The sequence below is a fragment of the Streptomyces sp. NRRL WC-3605 genome, from assembly GCF_001509795.1.
Lineage (GTDB): Bacteria > Actinomycetota > Actinomycetes > Streptomycetales > Streptomycetaceae > Streptomyces > Streptomyces viridochromogenes.
Window position 1 is genome coordinate 1 of the sequence record NZ_LLZN01000061.1, and the last position, 14,284, is coordinate 14,284.

General features: G+C 71.5%; 17 protein-coding genes. 9 read left to right on the plus strand and 8 right to left on the minus strand.

All coding sequences use genetic code 11. The features are described from left to right. On the minus strand, positions 1-258 hold a 258-nt coding region (locus ADL34_RS19500; protein WP_199835597.1), incomplete at its 3' end, for a cbb3-type cytochrome c oxidase subunit I. 106 nt (positions 259-364) lie between these two features. Here ADL34_RS19500 and ADL34_RS19505 point away from each other — a divergent pair. Continuing rightward, entirely contained in the window at positions 365-913 is a 549-nt protein-coding gene (locus tag ADL34_RS19505; protein WP_062669989.1) for an RNA polymerase sigma factor, read from the plus strand. After that, positions 906-1,904: a CU044_5270 family protein gene (locus tag ADL34_RS19510; protein WP_062669991.1), complete on the plus strand. Its 999-nt coding sequence runs from the start codon at positions 906-908 to the stop codon at positions 1,902-1,904. Before ADL34_RS19505 ends, ADL34_RS19510 begins: the two co-directional genes overlap by 8 nt. A 15-nt stretch (positions 1,905-1,919) precedes the next feature. On the opposite strand, the gene ADL34_RS19515 is transcribed toward ADL34_RS19510, so the two are convergent. Further along, the gene (locus ADL34_RS19515; protein WP_079034290.1) at positions 1,920-3,023 is read right to left on the minus strand and encodes a YihY/virulence factor BrkB family protein; all 1,104 of its coding nucleotides are present in this window, start codon (positions 3,021-3,023) and stop codon (positions 1,920-1,922) included. Positions 3,024-3,215: 192 nt separating this feature from the next. Next, entirely contained in the window at positions 3,216-3,581 is a 366-nt protein-coding gene (locus ADL34_RS19520) for a nuclear transport factor 2 family protein (RefSeq protein ID WP_062669995.1), read from the minus strand. Positions 3,582-3,761: 180 nt separating this feature from the next. Between ADL34_RS19520 and ADL34_RS19525 the strand changes: the two genes are divergently transcribed. The 5 genes from ADL34_RS19525 (at position 3,762) to ADL34_RS19545 (ending at position 7,396) form a co-directional block, all read left to right on the plus strand. After that, positions 3,762-4,061 (plus strand): hypothetical protein, encoded by a 300-nt coding sequence (locus tag ADL34_RS19525; RefSeq protein ID WP_062669997.1) that lies wholly within the window; start codon positions 3,762-3,764, stop codon positions 4,059-4,061. Between the two features lie 154 nt (positions 4,062-4,215). Beyond that, the gene (locus ADL34_RS19530) at positions 4,216-4,503 is read left to right on the plus strand and encodes a metal-sensitive transcriptional regulator (RefSeq protein ID WP_062669999.1); all 288 of its coding nucleotides are present in this window, start codon (positions 4,216-4,218) and stop codon (positions 4,501-4,503) included. Between the two features lie 146 nt (positions 4,504-4,649). Further along, positions 4,650-5,738 (plus strand): S-(hydroxymethyl)mycothiol dehydrogenase, encoded by a 1,089-nt coding sequence (locus ADL34_RS19535; protein ID WP_062670001.1) that lies wholly within the window; start codon positions 4,650-4,652, stop codon positions 5,736-5,738. Then, positions 5,738-6,367, plus strand: a complete 630-nt coding sequence (locus tag ADL34_RS19540) for an MBL fold metallo-hydrolase (RefSeq protein ID WP_062670002.1) — start codon at positions 5,738-5,740, stop codon at positions 6,365-6,367. Before ADL34_RS19535 ends, ADL34_RS19540 begins: the two co-directional genes overlap by 1 nt. 114 nt (positions 6,368-6,481) lie before the next feature. Next, entirely contained in the window at positions 6,482-7,396 is a 915-nt protein-coding gene (locus tag ADL34_RS19545) for an SDR family oxidoreductase (RefSeq protein ID WP_062670004.1), read from the plus strand. Here ADL34_RS19545 and ADL34_RS19550 read toward each other — a convergent pair. Further along, the gene (locus ADL34_RS19550) at positions 7,387-7,935 is read right to left on the minus strand and encodes a hypothetical protein (protein ID WP_062670005.1); all 549 of its coding nucleotides are present in this window, start codon (positions 7,933-7,935) and stop codon (positions 7,387-7,389) included. The two genes, ADL34_RS19545 and ADL34_RS19550, sit on opposite strands and share 10 nt — an antisense overlap. Positions 7,936-7,986: 51 nt before the next feature. Here ADL34_RS19550 and ADL34_RS19555 point away from each other — a divergent pair, with 51 nt between their 5' ends. Then, entirely contained in the window at positions 7,987-8,784 is a 798-nt protein-coding gene (locus tag ADL34_RS19555) for an SDR family NAD(P)-dependent oxidoreductase (protein ID WP_062670007.1), read from the plus strand. A 128-nt stretch (positions 8,785-8,912) separates the two neighbouring features. Next, complete coding sequence (locus tag ADL34_RS19560) at positions 8,913-9,611, plus strand: L,D-transpeptidase family protein (protein ID WP_062670009.1); 699 nt, start codon at positions 8,913-8,915, stop codon at positions 9,609-9,611. Positions 9,612-9,649: 38 nt separating this feature from the next. On the opposite strand, the gene ADL34_RS19565 is transcribed toward ADL34_RS19560, so the two are convergent. Genes ADL34_RS19565 through ADL34_RS19580 form a run of 4 tightly spaced genes read right to left on the minus strand, consistent with a single transcriptional unit; the run spans position 9,650 to position 14,131 of the window. Continuing rightward, positions 9,650-10,852: a Gfo/Idh/MocA family protein gene (locus ADL34_RS19565; protein WP_062670011.1), complete on the minus strand. Its 1,203-nt coding sequence runs from the start codon at positions 10,850-10,852 to the stop codon at positions 9,650-9,652. 14 nt (positions 10,853-10,866) lie between these two features. Next, entirely contained in the window at positions 10,867-12,216 is a 1,350-nt protein-coding gene (locus ADL34_RS19570) for an ABC transporter substrate-binding protein (RefSeq protein ID WP_079034291.1), read from the minus strand. Between the two features lie 10 nt (positions 12,217-12,226). Continuing rightward, positions 12,227-13,144, minus strand: coding sequence for a carbohydrate ABC transporter permease (locus ADL34_RS19575; RefSeq protein ID WP_062670014.1), 918 nt, complete (start codon positions 13,142-13,144; stop codon positions 12,227-12,229). Positions 13,145-13,162: 18 nt separating this feature from the next. Further along, positions 13,163-14,131, minus strand: coding sequence for a carbohydrate ABC transporter permease (locus ADL34_RS19580; protein WP_062670016.1), 969 nt, complete (start codon positions 14,129-14,131; stop codon positions 13,163-13,165). Positions 14,132-14,284: the final 153 nt, after the last annotated feature.

Here is a 14,284-nt window from a genome sequence, read left to right on the forward strand (position 1 = left end):
GAAGCCCGCGAACAGCGGCGTCGCGAACATCAGCAGCATGATCGTGCCGTGCATCGTGAACGCCTGGTTGAACTGCTCGTTCGACATGATCTGCAGACCGGGCCGGGCCAGCTCGGCGCGCATGAGCAGCGCCATCACGCCACCGATCACGAAGAACACGAACGACGTGACCAGGTACAGCGTCCCGATCGTCTTGTGGTCGGTCGTCGTCAGCCACCGCACGGCCCGGACGCCCCTGATGTCTCTGATCCTTTTCACACCCCGCCTGTGTCCGCCGGAGCCGCGCCCGTCACACTCGGGCGGGGCGACGAGAATCACCGGGGAGGGGTGTGACGATCCGGCGGGTGCCGGACACGTACGGAGCATGAGCAACGACGAGATCTTCGCCGCTGCCTATCGCGAGCACTACTGGGCGGTCAGCCGCTACGTCGCGCGGCGACTGGACGGGCGCACGAGTGAGGTCGAGGAAGTGGTGGCGGAGGTGTTCACCGTCGCCTGGCGGCGCCGGGACGACCTCCCGGCCGCCCCGCTGCCCTGGCTGTACGGCGTGGCACGCAACTGCCTCGCCAACGCGGTACGCGGCTACGGGCGCCGGCGCCGGCTGGTCGACCGCCTCGGCAACGACGACGCGGCGCACGGCCGGCACATCGCGGCCGGACCCGACGCCGAGCCGCCCGGCGCCTGGGTGCACGACGCGCTGGCCCGGCTGTCCCCCGCCGACCAGGAGGTGCTGCGCCTCGCGGCCTGGGAGGAGCTCGGCGTCGAGGAGATCGCCGTGGTCCTCGGCTGCGGACGGCGCGCCGCGTCCATGCGGCTGCACCGCGCCCGGCACCGGCTGAAGGCCGAGATCGACCAGCTGTGCCCCGCCCCCACGACCGGTACGACAGCCACGAAGGAGCAGCAGCATGGCTGACGAACTCGACCTCCTGCGCGCCGCCGATCCGGTCCCGGCCGACCACCCCCGCCTCGGCGACGGGCCCCTGGACCAGCGGGCCGAACGCCTCCTCGCCGACCTGCGGCGCGAACCGCCCGCCCGCCGGAGCGTCCGGTGGCCCCGCGTCGGCCTCGGCGTCCGGCCCCGGCCGGCCTGGGCGCTGCTGGCCGCGGTCGTCACCGCCGTCACCCTCACCCTCGTCGTCGGCGGCACCGCCACCACGCCCGCCCTGGCCGCACCCCGCCCGCTCGCCGTCCGCGCCGACGCCACCCCGGTCTCCCTGGACGAGCTGGCGCGGCGGGCCCGCGCGGACGCGGCCGCGGGAGGTGACGCCCTGCGCAAGGGCACCCATGTGCAGTCGTGGAGCCTCGCCATGAGCGAGGACGAGGCGCCGATCACGCTGCCGGAGGAGCGGATCGTGCGCTGGAAGGACGACGGCAGCCACACCGAACTCGTGGTGGCGACGGACCCGACCCACCCGGGGCGGCCCGTGCTGCGCGACGGCGCCGACGGCCCCCGGCTCGTCGAGGACGGCCACGTCGTCAGCCGCCGCACCTACCCGCGCAGCTGGAGCGACGCCCCGCCCCTGTCCCCGCCGCCACGTGACGCGACCCGGCTGCGGGCCTGGCTCCAGGAGGCCGCCTCCGAACCCGACGGGCTCGGCACCGGCCGGCTCCTCGACGCCGTGGAACTGCTGCTCGACCACTGGACCCTGGGCGCCGGGGAGTCCGCCGCGCTGGCCGAGCTGCTGGCCGGGACGGAGGGCCTGGCCCCGGCCGGCCGGGTCACCGACCGGCTCGGCAGGCCGGGGCTGGCGTACACGTACGAGGAACGCGGCCTCGCCCACCTGCTGATCATGGATCCGCGCACCGGCGCGGTCCTCGGCCTGGAGACGACGTTCACCCGGGCCGAGCCCGCGTACGGGGTACGGGCCGGGGACGTCATGGCGTACAGCGCCTGGATGCGCTGACCGCGGGAGGCGCCGTCAGGGGCTGCGCAGCCGGCGCTTGTCCTGCTCGTCCCAGGTGGTGGTGTCGCGCGGCGTCGCGTACGGCTCCTCCTCCGGCGGATGCCCGCCGGCGATCGCGCGCTGCCGCACCGCCTCGGCGTCGAACTCCAGGCCGAGGAGGATCGCCAGGTTCCCGATCCACAGCCACACCAGGAAGACGATGACGCCGGCCATGGTGCCGTAGGTCTTGTTGTACGACGCGAAGTTGGCGACGTACACGGCGAAGCCGCCCGAGGCGATCAGCCAGATCACCAGGGCCAGCGCGCTGCCCGGCGTGATCCACCGGAAACCGCGCACCTTGGCGTTGGGCGACGCCCAGTACAGCAGGGCGATCATGGTGGTGACCAGGACGGCGAGGACCGGCCACTTGGCGATGGCCCAGACCGTCAGCGCGGTGTCCCCGATGCCCAGCGTGCTGCCGACCTCGTGGGCCAGCGACCCGGTGAAGACGACGATCAGCGCGCTGATCACGGCCAGCACCATCAGCGCGACCGTCACCCCGAGCCGCACCGGGAGCACCTTCCAGATCGGGCGGCCCTCGGGCATGTCGTAGACCGCGTTGGCCGTGCGGATGAACGCCGCGACATAGCCGGACGCCGACCACACGGCCAGCAGGATGCCGACGACGGCCATGATCGAACCGAGGCCGCCGTTGCCCTGCAACTGCTCCACGGCACGGGTGAGGATGTCCCGGGCCGACCCGGGGGCCATCTTCTCGATGTTCTCCATGACCTTGTCCGTGGCCGACTTGCCCACCAGCCCGAGCAGGGACACCAGCACCAGCAGGGCCGGGAAGAGCGACAGCACGCTGTAGTACGTCAGCGCCGCCGCCCGGTCGGTCAGCTCGTCGTCCTTGAACTCCCGCAGGGTGCCTTTGAGCGCCGCGAACCACGACCGTTTGGGCATGTCGGTGGGGGAGTCCGGGGCGCGCCCCTCCACCTGCGGATCCGGACCGAACCGCTCCTGCGTGGTCTCCGCGCCGGTCTCCGGCCCCTTTTCCCGCCCGCCCTCACCCGCGTCCGCCCGTGCGCCGGAGCGACCCTCGGGGTCCTTGTGCCTGGATTTGAGTAGTCGCGTCATGGCCCCCGGGTATCCGCCCCGGTCCGCGTCACGCGCGCCCGCGAGCCGGAATCGCCCGGTTCGCCCGCCTGCCGGAAAAACGCGGTGACCAGCGGATGGCGGACGGCCGGCGTCGGGCCGCCCACCGACCGGGCGGGACCCGGGACGGCAGGCGGCCGTCGCGGGCCCCGGCGGTGTGCGGACGTACGGCTGCTACTCGTCCCAGGCCTCGATGATGATCTGCCGGGAGATCTTCCCGTCGCGCAGCGTGATCATCGACTCGGACATCACGCGCACGCCGTCCGCGTACTCGCAGGACTCGCTGTAGGCGGCGTTGTCGCCCTGGACGACACAGCCCTCCAGCTTGTGGGTCATGTCCCGGCTGTAGACGTCGGTGAGCATGTCGCCGATCTCGTCGCGTCCGTGCAGCACCTTGGGGCTGCTGGGCTGCGCGTTGCGGTTGACGACGCGGATCTCCGCGTCGTCGGTGTACAGCGACAGAAGGGTGTCCGGGGTGTTCCCCTCCACGGCCCGGCGCAGGGTGTCGGTGTCGAACGAGGGGGTGGTGCTGGTGCCCATGCTGACCTCCTACGAGGCCCGCGGCACGACGGGGGGGGAGAGAGAGCGGCCGCGAGGGCCTCTGCTTCGAGCGTCCTCCGCCCGACGGGACGGGGCAAGCCCGCTCACGCGCGCTCCGCCTGACGGGTGAGCGGGCCGCGGGGGCCGTGTCCGGCGGCGGCCCGCCCCCGTTGCCCGGGCATGAAGTCGACACGACGTATCGCAGCCGCCGTCGGCCTGGCCGCCGGTCTCACCGGTCTCGCCGCGCCGCTGGCGGACGCGGCCCCGATGCCCGGCCCGGACGCGGGCCTGCCCAGCGCGGTGACCACGCTCGACTCCCTCGCGGTGAGCGGTGTCCCCGCGGACCGCCAGGGCCGGATGCCCCGCCCGTCCGAGCAGCTGGCCCGCCTCGACGAGCTCAAGGACCTGAGCCGGGCCGACCGGCCGCAGGGGTTCCGCCCGGTCGACACCCCGGTCACCCGGATGCTGCCCGCGTTGTAGGCCGGACCGCATCCCCGACGAAGGGCCGCCCCGCCGAGGGGCGGCCCTTCGCGCGTGGTCAGCCTGCCGTCGCGAGGAACCGCGTCGCCGCGAGCGTGGTCCGCGCGAGCTACGTCAGGCCGCCCGGCCCGCCCGGCAGAGGCGAGGAGTGAGCGTGGAGCTTCAGTTCGAGGGCGACGACCTCAAGTCGGTGCTGAACCGCCTGCGCCGGGCGCAGGGGCAGATCTCCGGCGTGATCAAGATGATCGAGGAGGGCCGTGACTGCGAGGACGTGGTCACCCAGCTCGCCGCCGCCTCCCGCGCCCTCGACCGGGCCGGTTTCGCGATCATCGCGACGGGCCTCCAGCAGTGCCTGACCGACGTCGGGAAGGGCCTCGCGGACGGCGAGACGAGCGAGCAGATGAAGGCCCGCCTGGAGAAGCTCTTCCTCTCGCTGGCGTAGACCTCCCAGGGAGTGTGCGGCCCCGGCGGCAGGGAACCCCTGGGCGTATTCCAGCAGTCGGAACGCCGGAGAACGGGGCTGCCTCCGTGCCCTTACCGATCAGTCACAACTAGGGTCGGCACAGGAGCAGAGGAAGGGTGGAGCACATGGCGCAGGAAGTACGCGGCGTGATCGCGGCGGGCAAGGACGAACCGGTGCGGGTGGAGACGATCGTCGTGCCCGACCCGGGGCCGGGGGAGGCCGTCGTCCAGGTCCAGGCCTGCGGGGTCTGTCATACCGACCTCCACTACAAGCAGGGCGCCATCAGCGACGACTTCCCCTTCCTGCTCGGCCATGAGGCCGCCGGGATCGTCGAGTCGGTCGGCGACGGCGTCACCGACGTCGCGCCCGGCGACTTCGTGATCCTCAACTGGCGCGCGGTGTGCGGCCAGTGCCGGGCCTGTCTGCGCGGACGCCCCTGGTACTGCTTCGACACGCACAACGCCAAGCAGAAGATGACCCTCGCCGCCACCGGGCAGGAGCTCTCCCCGGCCCTCGGCATCGGCGCCTTCGCGGAGAAGACCCTGGTGGCGGCCGGGCAGTGCACCAAGGTGGACCCGGCGGTCAGCCCGCAGGTCGCCGGGCTGCTGGGCTGTGGCGTGATGGCGGGCATCGGCGCCGCCATCAACACCGGGAACGTCGGCCGGGGCGACAGCGTCGCCGTCATCGGGTGCGGCGGCGTCGGCGACGCGGCGATCGCCGGGTCACGGCTCGCCGGGGCCTCGAAGATCGTCGCCGTCGACATCGACGACCGCAAGCTCGAAAAGGCCCGTGAGATGGGCGCCACCCACACGGTCAACTCCCGTGAGACCGACCCGGTCGAGGCGATCCGCGAACTCACCGGAGGCTTCGGCGCGGACGTCGTCATCGAGGCCGTCGGCCGCCCCGAGACCTACCAGCAGGCCTTCTACGCCCGCGACCTGGCCGGCACGGTGGTCCTCGTCGGGGTCCCGACACCCGAGATGAAGCTCGAACTGCCGCTGCTGGACGTCTTCGGCCGCGGAGGCGCGCTCAAGTCGTCCTGGTACGGCGACTGTCTGCCCTCCCGCGACTTCCCGATGCTGATCGACCTGCACCTCCAGGGCCGCCTGGACCTCGGCGCCTTCGTCACCGAGACCATCGCGCTCACCGACGTGGAGAAGGCGTTCGAGCGGATGCACCACGGCGATGTGCTGCGCTCGGTGGTGGTGTTCTGATGACCGCGCGGATCGAACGCCTCGTCACCTCGGGTCAGTTCACCCTCGACGGCGGCACCTGGGACGTCGACAACAACGTCTGGCTCGTCGGCGACGACCACGAGGTGCTCGTCATCGACGCCGCGCACGACGCCGACGCCATCGCCGAGGCCGTCGGCGGCCGGCGCCTCGCCGGGATCGTGTGCACACACGCCCACAACGACCACGTCGACGCCGCGCCCGCCCTGGCCGACCGCACCGGCGCCACGATCTGGCTGCACCCCGACGACATGCCGCTGTGGAAGCTGACCCACCCGGACCGCGACCCCGACGCCCACCTCCAGGACGGCCAGGTCATCGAGGTGGCCGGCGCCGACCTCACGGTCCTGCACACCCCCGGCCACGCACCGGGCGCCGTCTGCCTGTACGACCCCGGACTCGGCGCCGTCTTCACCGGAGACACCCTCTTCCAGGGCGGTCCCGGCGCCACCGGCCGGTCCTACTCCCACTTCCCGACGATCATCGACTCGATCCGCGACCGGCTGCTCGCCCTGCCGCCCGAGACGAAGGTCCTCACCGGCCACGGCGACCCGACCACCATCGGCGCCGAGGCACCGCACCTGCAGGAGTGGATCGACCGGGGCCACTGACCCCGCCCGACCGGGTGAGGCGTCCGAAAACCCCGGTGAATCACGACAGTAGATGTCCGGCTTCCCCGGCACCCTCGGTACCCACAGCACGTCGAGGGCCATGGGAGGCCGAACATGTCACACCCGCTCGAGGGCAGGGTCGCGCTGGTCGCCGGGGCGACCCGGGGAGCCGGACGCGGCATCGCCGTGGAACTCGGCGCCGCCGGAGCCACCGTCTACGTGACCGGGCGCAGCACCCGCGCCCGGCGCTCCGAGTACGACCGCCCCGAGACCATCGAGGACACCGCCGACCTGGTCACCGAGGCCGGTGGCCACGGCATCGCCGTCCCCACCGACCACCTCGACCCGGCCCAGGTACGCGCCCTCGTGGACCGCATCGCCGACGAGCGGGGCCGGCTCGACGTCCTCGTCAACGACATCTGGGGCGGCGAGAAGCTCTTCGCCTGGGACAGCCCGGTCTGGGAGCACGACCTCGACGACGGCCTGCGGCTGCTCCGCCTCGCCGTCGACACCCACGCGATCACCAGCCATCACGCGCTGCCCCTGCTGCTGCGCCGGCCCGGCGGACTGGTCGTCGAGATGACCGACGGCACCGCCGAGTACAACCGCGACCACTACCGCACCTCCTTCTTCTACGACCTCGCCAAGACGGCCGTGCTGCGCATGGCGTTCTCCCTCGGCCACGAACTCGGCCCGCGCGGCGCCACCGCCGTCGCCCTCACCCCCGGCTGGATGCGCTCGGAGATGATGCTGGACGTGTTCGGGGTGCGCGAGGACAACTGGCGCGACGCCCTCGACCGCGAACCGCACTTCGCCATCTCCGAGACCCCGCGCTACGTCGGCCGGGCCGTCGCCGCCCTCGCCGCCGACCCGGACGTCACCCGCTTCAACGGACAGTCCCTGTCCAGCGGGCAGCTCGCCCGTGTCTACGGCTTCACCGACCTCGACGGCAGCCGCCCCGACGCCTGGCGCTATCTGCCCGAGGTCCAGGACGCCGGCAAACCGGCCGACACCACGGGCTACCGCTGACCCGGCACCGGGTCGGCCGCCGCGAGCGGCCAACGCGCGGAGTGCCCCGGCGGCAGCCCCAGGTCGTCGCGCACCGCCGCGTAGTAGCCCTCGCGGCCCGCCCGCTGCCGCTCCAGCAGCGCACGCCAGTGCTCAGGGTCCACCCGGCCCTCCCGCACGAACCGCTCCATCTCCATCGCCGTCACCACCCACACCCGGGCCCGCTCCACCACCGTCGGGCTGCCCAGCATGATCAGGGCCTCGCCTGAGGGGTCCCGGCGAACAGCCGCCTCGGCCAGCAGCGGCCGGGCCTCCTCCAGAGGCAGCGGGTCGGGATGCGGGTCGTTGCCGAGCTGCGCCGCCACCCGGTACGTCACGGTGACCGTGTTCTTCACCGACTGCGCGTACTCGGCGTACACGGCCAGCCGGCGCTCCTCCCAGCGCGCCGCCCGCTCCCGGCGGAACCTCATCCGGTCGCCCCGGACGACGACCACGTACGAGCCGACCGCACCGATCACGACGCCCAGGAGCGCGGGGAGTTGCTGAAGGAACGCGGACATGTGCGTACGCTATCTGCCGCGTTGATCGTTCCGGCGCTACCGTGTGCGTCCATGACGGACATCACGCGCTTCGCCGGTCACGCGGTCCTGGTCACCGGGGCCGCCCGCGGTATCGGGGCGGCGGTCGCGCGCCGGCTCGCCGAGGAGGGCGCTCACGTCCTGCTGACCGACCGCGACGGGCCAGAGGTCGAGGAGACGGCGGCACGGCTGCGCGGCCTCGGCCACACCGTCCGGGCGCTGGCCTGCGACGTCGCCGACCGCTCGGCCGTCGAGGCGGCCGTCGCCGAGACCGTGGCCGCCTTCGGCGCGCTCGACGTCCTCGTGAACTGCGCCGCCTCCTGCACCCCGGACACCCCGCTGTTCGAGGACGACCCGGACGACGCGTGGGCGCGCGACCTCGACATCACCCTCACCGGCGCCTACCGCTGCTGCCGCGCCGCCCTGCCGCACCTGGCGGCCTCCGGCCGGGGCGCCATCGTGAGCATCGGCTCGGTCAACGGACTCCAGGACTTCGGCAACCACGCCTACAGCGCCGCCAAGGCGGGACTCGGCTCGCTCACCCGCACCCTCGCCGGGCACGCCGCCGCCCGTGGCGTGCGGGTCAACCTGGTGACGCCGGGCACCGTGCGCACCTCGGCCTGGGAAGGGCGGGACGCCGACCTGGAGGCGGTCCGCCCGCTGTATCCGCTGGGCCGGGTCGGGGAGCCCGAGGACATCGCCGCGGCCGTCGCCTTCCTGGCCTCCCGCGACGCGGCCTGGATCACCGGCACCACCCTCGTCGTGGACGGCGGACTGACCTCGGTGAACACCGGCTTCCGGGCCGCGTGGGACCGCGGGGACGACGCCTGAGACCGTCCGGGCACCGACCGTAACCTCACCGTTCGGTCACAGCCCGGCCCGCGCCACAACCGAACCCGCCCCCCGTGTGTCTATGCAGCAGGAGTCCACGAACACACACGTCAGGGAAGGGCCCGGCCATGGGGGACACACGCAGACGGCGCGCCGTCGCACTAGGCATCACCGGCGGACTGGTCGCACCGCTCTCGCTCACGCTGGGCGCCGCTCCGGCGCAGGCCGCGAGCTGCACCGCGGGGACCGGCCCCTACCAGAAGCAGGTGGAGAAGTTCCTCGGCCGCCCGGTCGACGGGAAGCAGTCCAGCGCCGACTGCAAGGCCATCCAGGCCTTCCAGACCAAGCACGGCATCAGCCCCAACGCCGGCTACGCCGGTCCCGTCACCTGGGGCGTGATGAACCTGATGAACAAGCAGAAGGCCGTCGGGACGAACCCGAACAAGGACGGCAAGTGCCCCGTCAACAAGGGCCGTATCGCCTGCGTGAACCTCACGCTCCAGCTCAGCTGGATCCAGGACGGCAAGAAGCTCGTGTACGGCCCGGTCCCGGTCCGCACCGGCCGTGACGGCTACGAGACCCGCACCGGTCTGAAGAAGATCTACTGGCGGCACATCGACCATGTGTCGAGCATCTACAACGTGCCGATGCCGTACTCCCAGTTCTTCGACGGCGGCCAGGCCTTCCACTCGGTCGGCGTCAGCATGTGGAACCCGCCGGGTTCGCACGGCTGCGTCAACATGACGAAGACGGACGCCAAGAAGTACTGGTCGCTGCTGAAGAACGGCGACGACGTCTACGTGTACGGCCGCAAGCCGGGCACCTGAGTCAGGACGGGCACCCGGCTCGCGACAACCCCGGGGCGTCACGCCCCGGGCGCGTCCCCGAAGTCCGGGATGTCCAGCCGGACCCCGCCCTGCCGTGCCGACTCGTGCGCGACGATGCCCGGCAGGGTGTAGCGGGCGGCCACCCACGCGTTCACCGACGGCAGGGCGCGCGCGTTCACCGCGGTCACGAAGTCGTCGACGAGGAAGTGGTGGCTGCCCTCGTGCCCGTTGTGCAGGTGGTCGAACTCCCTCGGCAGCCGGGACCGGTCGTGCACCGGCGCCGACCCCGAGGTGAAGGCGGCCCGCAGCTCCGGCGCGATGTGCTGGAGCGAGGGGTCGTCCGGCGCCAGCGTCTGCTTGGGCTCCAGGAGTTCGCTGATGTCCTTGACGCCCTTCTTGTCCTGCCACAGGGCGACGGTGGCCAGCTGCTCCATGCTCGCCTCGGTCCCGAAGAACCGGAAGCGGGACTCCCTGATGTGCGACGGGTAGCCGACCCGCCGGAACTCGTTCGTGCGGAACGAACCGCCGCCCGCGACCTCGAACAGCGCGGTCGCGTTGGAGAAGTCGTTGTCGAACTGGCTGACCGACCGGTCGAAGACGCCGTCGCCCCGGTCGTCCAGCACCCCGATCGCCGACACGCTCACCGCGTGCGTCCGCCAGGCGCCCAGCACCCCGCCGACCGAGTGCGTCGGGTACAGCAGCGGGGGATAGGAGGCGGTCGCCTTCCAGTTCTCGCCGCCGCTGTACTGGTACGCCTCGTAGAAGCCGAGGTCCATGTCGTGGACGTAGTCGCCCTCGGCGTAGAACAGCCGCCCGAAGGCGCCCTCGGCGATCTGGTTCCGGGCGTGCACGGTCGCCGGGTTGTACTCGCTGGTCTCACCCATCATGTACGTCAGCCCGGTGGCCTTGACCGCGTCGATGATCGCCGCGATCTCCTCCGTGGTGATCGCCATGGGGACGGCGGAGTAGACGTGCTTTCCGGCGTTCAGGCCCGCGAGGACCAGTGGGCCGTGGGTCCAGCGCTGCGTGAAGATCGCGACCGCGTCCACGGCCTTCGACTCCAGCATCGCCTCGTACGAGGGGAAGGTCCCGGCGAGCCCCTGCGCGGCGGCGAGCCGTTCGGCCCGCTCGGGCAGCAGATCGGTGACGTACACGTCGCTGACACCGGGGTGGGCCTGGAACAGCGTGGCGAACTGGCCGGAGAACTGGCCGGCGCCGACGATGCCGAGGGAGAACGTCATGGAGTGTGTGCCTTTCACTGGCCGAGGACGAGGTTGATCTGGTCGTTGGTCCTGCTCAGACCGCTCACCGGGGCGCCGTTCGCGTAGACGTCCTGCATGGCGGGACGGATCAGGGCGTACACGTCCGCCGCGTAGTCGGTGATCGGGAAGGAGAAGGTCGCGGAGTTCTTCTTGTCGGTGACCGGTCCGGTGAAGGCGGACACGTCGATGCCCTTCTTCCGGTACGCGGCCACCGCCGCGGCCGTGCCGTCCGGGGTGGCGGGGAAGACGATGCCGTAGCGGCCGACGGTCCTCTGGCACTCGTTCGAGGCCAGGTACCGCACCCACTTCCTGGCGCCCTCCTTGTTGCGGGCGTTCTTCGTGATGGAGTCGGCGAGGCCGTTCATCATGGTGGCGCGCTTGCCGGTCGGGCCGATCGGCGTCGGCGCGGTGCCGACGTCCAGGCCCTCGGCGCCGTAGTAGCTGGAGATCATCCAGGCGCCGTCGAACGCGGTCGCCGCCTTGCCGGAGGCGACCTGGGCGGTGGCCGGGTTGGCGCCGTCGGTGTAGTCGGTGAAGGGCGCGAGATAGCCCTTCTCCGCGAGCCCGAAGTACCAGTCGATCACCGACTGGAACGTCTTGTCGCCGTACCGGTACTCCGTGCCCCAGCGGGCCTTGTCCGTGTAGTGCCAGCCCGCGGAGGCGGCGAACGGGCTCCACGTGGTCTGCCCGTCGGCGTCGCCGGCGCCGCCGGTCGCCATGCCGTACACCGCGACGTGGTGCTTGTCGAAGCCCTCCTCGTCGCCGCGCACGCCGTTGCGGTCGACCGTCAGATGGGCGATGGCCTTCTCGAAGCTGCCGCCGTCCCTCGGATTCCAGTCGAGGCTGTTGAGCCGGCCGGTGCCAAGACCGGCCTCCTTGACCATCTTCCGGTTGTAGAAGAGGGCCACGGTGTCCCAGTCCTTGGGCGCGCCGTAGCGACGGCCGTCCTGGCCGCGCCAGTTGGCGGCGAGGCCCGGCTGGTAGGCGGCGTCGTCCAGGCCCAGGTCGTCCAGCGGTTCGAGGACCTTCAGGTCGGCGAACTGGCCGAACTTCTGGATGTGGTCGGTGAAGACGTCCGGTTCGGTGCCGGCGATGAAGCTCGCGGTGAGCTTGGTCCAGTAGTCGGCCCAGCCCATCTGGGTGATCTTCACCTTCAGGCCCGGGTTCCGCTTCTCGAAGTCCTTCGCGCACGCCTGGTAGGCGGGCAGCTGGTTGGCGTCCCAGAGCCAGTACGTCACCGTGTTCCCGCCCGCTCCGGCCGCCCCGCCCTGGCCGCAGCCGGTGGCCAGGGACAGGACGAGCGCCCCGGTCAGCGCCGCGGCCGTCCGCATGTGAACTCGCATGCTCGTCCCCTTACTTGATGCCGGTGAAGCTGATGGAACCGACGATGCGCCGTGCGAAGCAGCCGAACAGCACGAGCATCGGGAGGGCGGCGATCAGGGTGGCCGCCATCAGGCCGGACCAGTCGTAGCCGCTTTGCGGGGTCTGCGCCCGGAAGATGGCCAGCGCCACGGTCAGCACGCGCGAACTGTCGCTGTAGGACACCATCAGCGGCCAGAAATAGTCGTTCCAGGCGGTGATGTACGTCAGCAGGCCCAGGGTGAGCAGCGGCGTGGACGCCATCGGCAGCATGAGCCGGAAGAAGATCCGCACCTTGCCCGCGCCGTCCAGCAGGGCCGCCTCCTCCACCTCCCGGGGCACGTTCATGAAGAACTGGCGCAGGAAGAACACCGCGAACGGCGTCATGAACATCGTCGGCAGCGCCACGCCCAGCAGGTTGTCCACCAGCCCGAGCTGCTTGACGAGGACGAAGTTGGGCAGCAGCGTGAAGATCGCCGGCACCATCAGCCCGGCCAGGAACAGCCCGAACACCGCCTCCCGGCCGCGCCAGCGCAGTCGGGCGAAGGCGTAGGCGGCCATGGCCGAGAAGAAGATCTGGCAGACGGTGATCAGGGTCGAGACGACCACGGAGTTGACCAGGTACCGCCAGAACCGCAGTCCGCCGCCCGAGCCGCCCTGGGCGATCGCCTCCTCGGCCGACTGCAGGCCGAGGGCCCGCTCGAAGCCGCCGGTGGTGGCGCCGACCGGGAGGACGTCGCCGGGATGGGCGGCGAGCGCGTCGTTCGAGGACAGCGCGGTGCGCAGGATCCAGTAGAACGGCAGCAGGGTGATGAGCACGATCGCGGCCATCACCGCCCAGGCGAGGGCCCGTCCGGGACTGATCCGGCGCCGCACGCGCCGTACGGTCGTGGTGTCCGCCACGGCAGCCATGTCGGTGTCTCCCTTCCCTCAGCCGAGGTCGCTCTGACCGGCGCGGGTGAGCCGGTACTGGAGGACCGTGATGGCGCTCAGCACGACCAGCAGGGCCACGGACATCGCCGAGGCGTACCCGAACTGGAAGCGGCCGAAGGCGGCGCCGTAGATGTAGTACTGCAGGACGTTGGTGGCGTTCGCGGGTCCGCCCGCGGTCGTCACCGCGACGGTGTCGAACACCTGGAAGGAGCCGATCACCGTCATGATCAGGACGACCGCGAGGACCGGGCGCAGCAGCGGCATCGTGATGCGCCGGAACATCCGCCACTCGCTCGCGCCGTCCACCTTCGCGGCCTCGTACATGTCGTTCGGGATGGCCATGAGGCCGGCGAACAGCAGCAGCGCGGTGTAGCCGACGTGCCGCCACACGTTGATCAGGGCGATCGTGGGGACCGCCCAGGTCTCGTCGGCGAGGAAGGGGACGCGGTCGAGGCCGAGGCCCGCGATGATCTCGTTGCCGATGCCGAGCTGGGTGTCGAGGATCCAGAGCCAGACGATGCCCGCGACGACGTTGGACATCAGGTACGGCGTGAGCACGATCCCGCGCAGCACCGCCGACTGGGTCAGTCGCTGCAGCAGGACGGCGATGGCGAGCGCCGAGACCGTCTGCACGCCGATGTTGACGAGCACGTACTCGACGGTCACGCCCATCGAGTCCCAGAAGATGGGGTCGTGGACCATCCGCACGTAGTTGTCGAGGCCGACCCACTCCGCCGGTGTCAGCAGGTTGAAGCGGGTGAAGCTCAGATAGACGCCCCGCAGCGTGGGCCAGAGCAGGAAGACCAGGAAGCCCAGCAGTGCCGGGGCGATGAACACGGCGGCGAGCCGCCCGTCCCCGCGCTCCTCGCGGGCCGCCGCCCGCCGTGCGGTTCTCCGGTCGGTCCCGGCCCCGGTCGCGTCGCCCAGGGGCAGACGCGACGGGGGACTGCTGGAGGCGATGGTCATCGGGAGACTCCCTCGTCTTCGCGGCTCGTCCTCGGGCACTTACTTTTGTGGCGGAAGAATCAGGCCGTCAAGAGGTCGGTGAACATCTTCTTTCCGGCAAGGTGATGGCCATAGACTGACCTCGTTGGTTTTGTGGAGAAAAAAATTATGGAT

Bases quoted from the DNA above. Each gene is read 5' to 3' on its own strand.
- ADL34_RS19505 (WP_062669989.1), top strand. From the start codon at position 365: ATGAGCAACGACGAGATCTTCGCCGCTGCCTATCGCGAGCACTACTGG.
- ADL34_RS19510 (WP_062669991.1), top strand. From the start codon at position 906: ATGGCTGACGAACTCGACCTCCTGCGCGCCGCCGATCCGGTCCCGGCC.
- ADL34_RS19515 (WP_079034290.1), bottom strand. From the start codon at position 3,023: ATGACGCGACTACTCAAATCCAGGCACAAGGACCCCGAGGGTCGCTCC.
- ADL34_RS19520 (WP_062669995.1), bottom strand. From the start codon at position 3,581: ATGGGCACCAGCACCACCCCCTCGTTCGACACCGACACCCTGCGCCGG.
- ADL34_RS19525 (WP_062669997.1), top strand. From the start codon at position 3,762: ATGAAGTCGACACGACGTATCGCAGCCGCCGTCGGCCTGGCCGCCGGT.
- ADL34_RS19535 (WP_062670001.1), top strand. From the start codon at position 4,650: ATGGCGCAGGAAGTACGCGGCGTGATCGCGGCGGGCAAGGACGAACCG.
- ADL34_RS19540 (WP_062670002.1), top strand. From the start codon at position 5,738: ATGACCGCGCGGATCGAACGCCTCGTCACCTCGGGTCAGTTCACCCTC.
- ADL34_RS19545 (WP_062670004.1), top strand. From the start codon at position 6,482: ATGTCACACCCGCTCGAGGGCAGGGTCGCGCTGGTCGCCGGGGCGACC.
- ADL34_RS19550 (WP_062670005.1), bottom strand. From the start codon at position 7,935: ATGTCCGCGTTCCTTCAGCAACTCCCCGCGCTCCTGGGCGTCGTGATC.
- ADL34_RS19555 (WP_062670007.1), top strand. From the start codon at position 7,987: ATGACGGACATCACGCGCTTCGCCGGTCACGCGGTCCTGGTCACCGGG.
- ADL34_RS19560 (WP_062670009.1), top strand. From the start codon at position 8,913: ATGGGGGACACACGCAGACGGCGCGCCGTCGCACTAGGCATCACCGGC.
- ADL34_RS19565 (WP_062670011.1), bottom strand. From the start codon at position 10,852: ATGACGTTCTCCCTCGGCATCGTCGGCGCCGGCCAGTTCTCCGGCCAG.
- ADL34_RS19570 (WP_079034291.1), bottom strand. From the start codon at position 12,216: ATGCGAGTTCACATGCGGACGGCCGCGGCGCTGACCGGGGCGCTCGTC.
- ADL34_RS19575 (WP_062670014.1), bottom strand. From the start codon at position 13,144: ATGGCTGCCGTGGCGGACACCACGACCGTACGGCGCGTGCGGCGCCGG.
- ADL34_RS19580 (WP_062670016.1), bottom strand. From the start codon at position 14,131: ATGACCATCGCCTCCAGCAGTCCCCCGTCGCGTCTGCCCCTGGGCGAC.